Origin of the sequence: Azospirillum sp. (assembly GCF_035627195.1) — a bacterium.
Lineage (GTDB): Bacteria > Pseudomonadota > Alphaproteobacteria > Azospirillales > Azospirillaceae > Azospirillum.
Map to the genome: position 1 here is coordinate 1 of NZ_DASPMG010000101.1, position 6,416 is coordinate 6,416.

At 70.1% G+C, this 6,416-nt stretch carries 6 protein-coding genes; all 6 read right to left on the reverse strand.

Annotated elements, in window-relative coordinates; translation table 11 throughout:
• On the reverse strand, positions 1 to 704 hold a 704-nt coding region (locus VED21_RS09160; protein WP_324882034.1), incomplete at its 3' end, for an SRPBCC family protein.
• Position 705: 1 nt separating this feature from the next.
• Positions 706 to 1,146 (reverse strand): SRPBCC family protein, encoded by a 441-nt coding sequence (locus VED21_RS09165; RefSeq protein WP_324882035.1) that lies wholly within the window; start codon positions 1,144 to 1,146, stop codon positions 706 to 708.
• A gap of 27 nt (positions 1,147 to 1,173) precedes the next feature.
• Positions 1,174 to 2,856, reverse strand: coding sequence for a flotillin family protein (locus VED21_RS09170; RefSeq protein WP_324882036.1), 1,683 nt, complete (start codon positions 2,854 to 2,856; stop codon positions 1,174 to 1,176).
• Positions 2,857 to 2,872: 16 nt separating this feature from the next.
• Positions 2,873 to 3,715, reverse strand: a complete 843-nt coding sequence (locus VED21_RS09175; RefSeq protein ID WP_324882037.1) for a phosphoenolpyruvate hydrolase family protein — start codon at positions 3,713 to 3,715, stop codon at positions 2,873 to 2,875.
• A complete protein-coding gene (locus VED21_RS09180) occupies positions 3,703 to 5,892 on the reverse strand; it encodes an ABC transporter permease (protein WP_324882038.1) in 2,190 nt (729 codons plus the stop codon). The genes VED21_RS09175 and VED21_RS09180 overlap by 13 nt, the downstream gene beginning before the upstream one ends.
• The coding region (locus VED21_RS09185; protein WP_324882039.1) for an ATP-binding cassette domain-containing protein at positions 5,885 to 6,416 on the reverse strand (532 nt) is incomplete at its 5' end. The genes VED21_RS09185 and VED21_RS09180, both read right to left, overlap by 8 nt.

Below are 6,416 nucleotides of genomic sequence, written 5' to 3' on the forward strand. Positions count from 1 at the left end.
ACCCCCGCCCCCTCCATCCCCGGCACGCCCGGCGGCTGGAGCAAGCGGAAGTAGCCGGTGCGGCAATAGACGTCGATGAAGTTCACGCCGACGGCGGAATGGCGGATGGTGGCTTCGCCGGGACCGGGCGGCGGGACCGGCACGCGCGTCCACTGCATGACCTCCGGGCCGCCGTAGGCGCGGACGACGATGGCGTCGCTTTCCCTCACCCGCCCTTCGCTGCGCTCGGGCACCCTCCCCCGCTGGGCGGGGGCGGGTTTGTAGGCGCCGCCGCGCAGGTGCGCTTTCAGGGCATTGAACCCCGCCTCGTAGATGCCCTCCCCCACCAGCCGGACCATCTCGGCCTCGCGCTCGGGTGGGCAGTCGAACTGGCTGGACCAAGACCAGAATGTGCGGTCGCCATCGGTCACCGGCCGCAGCTGGATCTGCGCGATGTAGCCGATCAGCGGCACCGGCGCGTCGAGGATGCCGTACGACAGGCTGAAGTCCCGGTCGGACAGCGTCAGCAACTGCTCCCGCAGCACCCCGCCGTCGGTCAGGCGGAAGCGGCGCACGGCGCCGACCTCGTCGGGCGCCATGCCGTCCTCGATCAGGCTGTCGGCGACCGCCGGGTGCCAGTCGCGGTGCGCGTTGAAGTCGCGCAGCACCCGCCAAACCTCCGCGACCGGCGCGTCGATGACGGTGGATCGGGTGACGCGCGGCATCTCAGACGCGCCTCATCCGGTCTTTCAGGCTGTCGAACGCCGCCTGGAAGACGCCTTGCCCGATCAGTTCGGCCAGGGCGGCCTCCCGGCCGGGTTCGCAGTCGAACTCGGCCGACCATTCGGCGAAGGTGCGGCCACCGTCGGTAACGGGAGAAAGCTTCAGCGTGGCGATGTAGTTGCTGACCCCCATCGGGCTTTCCAGGATCGAATAGGCGCACTGGTAGTCGTAGTCGGACAGCGTCAGCAGCTTCTCTCGGATCACGCCGCCGTCCTTCAGGCGGAAGTTGCGGATGCAGCCCACCCGGTCGGCCGCCTGCCCGCCCTCGATCCGGCTTTCGGCGACGAAGGGCGTCCAGGACGGCAACCCGTTGAAGTCGCGCACCACCGCCCACACCCGGTCGGCCGGCGCATCGACGACGGTAGAGGTGTAGACCTTGACCATCTCTCACCCCATTCAATGCTTCTCGGCTCAGTGCTTCTTGCTTTCGTCCGGCTCGCCCAGCGCGCGGGGACCGGCGCCGCCGGCGAGCTTGCCGATGTCCACGCCCTCGATGCCGATCTCGCGCAGCAGCTGGTCCACCAGCGGGGCCTGGGCGCGGTAGCGCAGCGCCGAGTTCACCACGGAATCCGCGATCCCGACGCCGTTGCCCCCGTCGCCGTTGGCGTGGCCGTTCATGCCCAGACCATCCACGTGCAGGATCTTGATGCCCTCGATCCGCTCCATGGGCCGTACGCTTTCGCGGATGATCGCCTCCAGCTTGTCGATGAGCTTCAGCCGCATGGCCGAGGTGCGGGAGTCCGGCGACATGACGTTCTGCGCCTCGTTCATCTGGCGCGTACCCTCCGCCTCGATCTCGTAGCGCAGGCGGGCGGCGGCGGCGCGGATCTTGTCGGCCTCGGCCTCGGCCTCCGCGGCGATGCGCGCGGCCTCGGCGCGGTCGGTGGCGGCCAGCCGTTCCGCCTCGGCCTCAGTGCGCAGGCGCACGGCGTCGCGCTCGGCCTCCTGCGACGCGGCGATCAGCTCGATGCGCTTGCGGCGTTCGGCCTGCTCCACCTCGCGGGCGGAGAACACCCGCTCCTCGGCGGCGACGGCGAGCGCACGCGCCTCCTCGGCCCGTGCCAGCGCCTCCGACTGGGCGCGGGACTGTTCGGCGATGGCGATCTGGCGCTCCTGCTCGGCCAGTTCCAGCGCCTTGCGGCGGTCGACCTCCAGGCGCTGCACCTCGCGTTCGCGGGATATCCGCTCCTCCTCCAGGCGGCGTTCGGTCTGGATGCGGATGCGCTCCACCTGCTCACGCGCGGTGAGCTGCGCCTCCTCGGCGGTGCGCTCCTGCTCGGCGCGCTCGCGGGCCAGTTCGGCGCGCTGCATGGCGCGGCGGATCTCCAGCTCGCGTTCCTGGGCCAGCCGCGCGTATTCGGACTCGCGCTCGATCTCCAGCGTGACCTTCTCGGCCTCCAGGTTCTTGTTGCGGATCTGGATGGCGGTGTCCTGCTCGATGTCGTTGCGGATCTTCTTGCGCTGCTCGATCTCTTGGGTCAGGCGGGTCAGGCCTTCGGCGTCGAAGGCGTTGGAGGGGTTGAAGTATTCCATCGGCGTCTGGTCGAGGCTGGTGAGCGACACGCTTTCCAGTTCCAGCCCGTTCAGCGCCAGATCCTCGGCCACCGTGGCGCGCACGCGCTTGACGTAGTCGCCACGGCGGACGTGCATCTCCTCCATGCTCATCTCGGCGGCCACCGAACGCAACGCGTCGACGAAGCGGCCCTCCACCAGCTCCTTCAGCCCGTCCGCCTTCATGGTGCGGGAACCGAGTGTCTGCGCGGCGATGGATATCGCCTCCGGGTTCGGAGCGACGCGCACGTAGAACTCCGCCACCACGTCCACGCGCATGCGGTCGCGGGTGATCAGTGCCTGCTCGCGCGCGCGCCGCACCTCCAGGCGCAGGGTGGACATGTTGACCAGCGTGCGGTCGTGGATGATCGGCAGCACGATGGCCCCGCCGTTCACCACCACCCGCTGCCCGCCGAAGCCGGTGCGCACGAAGCTCACCTCCTTCGTCGAACGGCGGTAGAAGAAGTAGAGGAAGTAGGCAACGACCGCCACGACGATCGCGACGACGACCAACCAGGCGAAGAGCGCGCCGATCGTGTCCATGACAAAAGCCTCCCTATTACTCGCGCGCCTTTCGGGCGATGTTCTTGAACGCACGCGTCTGTTCGGTGAGCGCCGTTTCGACCGGCAGCCGTTCCATGCTGGATGCGCCGTAGAAGCCGTTGCACTCCGGGCATTGGCCCAGGATGAATGCTGCGTCGTCCGGCATGCTGATGGGGCCGCCGTGGCACAGCGCGATGACGTCCTTGCGCACGCGCTTGGCGGCGTCGATCCAGGCGTTGATGTCGGCGGCGCACTGTTCCAGCGTCTTCGCCGTCTCCGCCCCGATGGCGCCGCCGGTGGTCAGGCCCATGTGGCAGACGATGACGTCGGCCCCGGCCTCGGCCATCGCCCGCGCCTCGTCCTCGGAAAAGACGTAGGGGGTGGTGAGCAGGTCCAGGTCGCGGGCGGCGCGGATCATGTCCACCTCCAGCCCGTAGCCCATGCCGGTCTCCTCCAGGTTGGCGCGAAAGGTGCCGTCGATCAGGCCGACGGTGGGGAAGTTCTGCACGCCCGAGAAACCCAGGTCGGCGAGCCGGCGCAGGAAGTGGTCGCGGATCATGAATGGGTCGGTACCGTTGACGCCGGCCAGCACCGGCGTGCGCTTCACCACCGGCAGCACCTCGCGCGCCATCTCCACGACGATGTCGTTGGCGTTGCCGTAGGCCAGCAGGCCGGCCAGGGATCCGCGCCCGGCCATGCGGTAGCGGCCGGAGTTGTAGATGACGATCAGGTCGATCCCGCCCGCCTCCTCGCACTTGGCGGACAGGCCGGTACCGGCGCCGCCGCCGACGATGGGCTCGCCCCGGGCGATCTTGGCGCGGAAGGTGTCGAGGATGGTGTGGCGGGCTATGCGGGGCATCGGGTGACCTCCTCGAAGGCGCGGACCAGCGCGTCGGCAAACGCCGGGTCGTTCAGGTTGTACGGCAGCCGGATCAGCTTGCGGTTCGGGGCCGGGCGCACCGCTTCCTCCAGCGCGCGGAACAGAGCCGCGTCGGCCGTCGGGTCGTGGAAGGGCTTGCCCGGCGCGTCCAGCAGCGACACGCCGCCCTCCGGCAGGAAGAAGCGCACGGGACCGTCCATGCGGTTCAGCTTTTCGCCGATCCAGCGGCCCATGCGGGCGCTTTCCTCGGCCGTGGTGCGCATCAGCGTCACCTGCGGGTTGTGCTTGTAGAGGTTCCGGCCCTTGAAGGCGGCCGGCACTTCGTCGATCGGCCCCCAGTTCACCATGTCGAGCGCACCGCAGGAGCCGACGTAGGGAACCTTCGTGCGGATCACCGCGTCCAGCCGCCCTTCCCCGGCGCTGAACACGCCGCCCATCAGCAGGTCGGCGACCTCGGTGGTGGTCACGTCGATGACGGCGGTCAGCAGGCGGCTGTCGACCAGTTTCTCCATCGACTGGCCACCGATGCCGGTGGCGTGGAAGACCAGGCAGTCATAACGCTCCTCCAATGCGCGCTGAACACTCTGCACGCACGGCGTGGTGACGCCGAACATGGTCAGGCCGACCGCCGGCTTCTCGGCCATGGAGGTGCGCGGGCGGTGCGCGATCATGCCGGCCAGGGCGTGCGCGGCGTTGGACAGCACCTGTTCGGAGATGCGGTTGATGCCCTGCACGTCGGTGACCGAATGCATCATGCAGATGTCCGACGGCCCGACGTAGCCCTTCACGTCGCCGCTGGCGACCGTGGAGACCATCACCTTGGGCACGCCCACCGGCAGCCGCCGCATGGCCGGCGTGGCGAGCGCCGTGCCGCCCGAGCCCCCCGCCGAGATCAACCCGCCCACGTCGCGCCGCGCTAGGATGAAGCGCTCGAACGCCTCCGCCATTGCGGTGACGGCCGCACCCCGGTCGCCGGTGAAGACGGCGGATGCCCCCCGCGGGTGATGGCGCGCCACCTCCTGCGGGCCGACGTCGGCAGGGCTGGGGCGGCCGGAGGTGGAGAGGTCCACGGCGACCGCCGACAGGCCCAGCTTCTCGATGCGGTTCTTCAGGAAGAACAGCTCCTTTGCCTTGGTGTCGAAGGTGCCGGCAACGTAGGCGACGCGGCCGACGGTCTGCGCCACCGGGACCAGCATCTCTCGCGGGACGGCGTCCTCGGCGATGACGGGGACCACCGTGGCGGAGGTCGGTGCGGCGGGGCGGGCCGTGGGGTTGCCCTGGCTCCAGCGCGTCGGCGCGCGGGCGGTGCTGTAGGCAGGCGCCTCGGGCGGCAGTTCGATGACCGTCGCCTCGGCAGCGATCTCCGCCGCCGCGCGGCGCACGGTGTAGACGGTCGATTGCGGTTCGGGTTCCGGCGCCGGGGCGGTCGTGACCTCGTCTTCGTGGCCGTGGCCGCCGACGCCGATCAGGCGGCGCTGCAGCTCCGGGTCGCGAGCGAGATCGGCCGAGGGCAGCTCGCGGGCGATGCGGCCGTTGACCATCACGGCGACGCGGGACGCCACGTCCAGCGCCACGCCCAGGTTCTGCTCGACCAGCAGCACGCTGATCTCCGCCTCGCCGCCCAGGCGCTTCAGCATCAGGGCGACCTGCTCGACGATCACCGGGGCGAGGCCTTCGGTGGGCTCGTCCATGATCAGCAGCTTGGGGTTGGCCAGCAGCGCGCGGCCGATGGCCAGCATCTGCTGCTCGCCGCCCGACAGCTGGCCGCCGCCATTGTTGCGCCGCTCCTTCAGGCGCGGGAAGGCCTCGTACACGCGCTCGACGGTCCACGGCCCTTTGCTGCCCGCCGCCAAGCGCAAATGCTCGTCCACGCTCAGCGAAGGCCAGACGCGCCGGCCCTGGGGGACGTAGCCGACGCCGTGCGCCACCACATGGTTGGGGGGCAGGCCCAGGATGTCGCGGCCCGCCACGCGCACGGCACCGCGCTCGGCCCGTATCATGCCCATGATGGCGTTGCACAGCGTGGTCTTGCCCATGCCGTTGCGCCCGACCACCGCCAGCACGCCGCCGTCCAGCCGCAGCGTCACGCCCTGCAGCGCGTGCGACTGGCCGTAATAGACGTGCAGGTCGGCGACGTCGAGGATCGGCTCAGCCATGCTGGCCTCCCCCATGAGAACCACCAAGATAGATCTTCTGCACCTCGGGATCGGACTCGATCTCGGCGGGCAGGCCATGCTTGAAGACGCGGCCCTGGTGCATGACGGTGACCGTCTCCGCCACCTGCAGCGCCACGGCCAGATCGTGCTCGATGATGATGAAGCCGATGTGGGCGGGCAGCGATCTCAGGATGTCCACCAGTTCGCGCCGCTCGGCCGGGCTCAAGCCGGCCGCCGGCTCGTCGAACAGGATGAAGCGCGGCGCGCCGGCCAGCGCCATGCCGATCTCGAGCTGCCGCTGCTGGCCGTGCGACAGCTCAGAGACCAGCCGGTCGCCGACGTCCTCCAGGTGGATGGCATGGGCAAGCTGGCGGGCGGCGACGCGGGCCGGGTGGTCGTCGCCCGGGCGCAGCAGGCTCATGCGCCGCCGCCCCACCCCGCGCACGGCGAGGTAGAGGTTGTCGAGCACCGACAGGCCGCGGAACAGCAGCGAGTTCTGGTAGGTGCGGCGCAGGCCGCGGCGG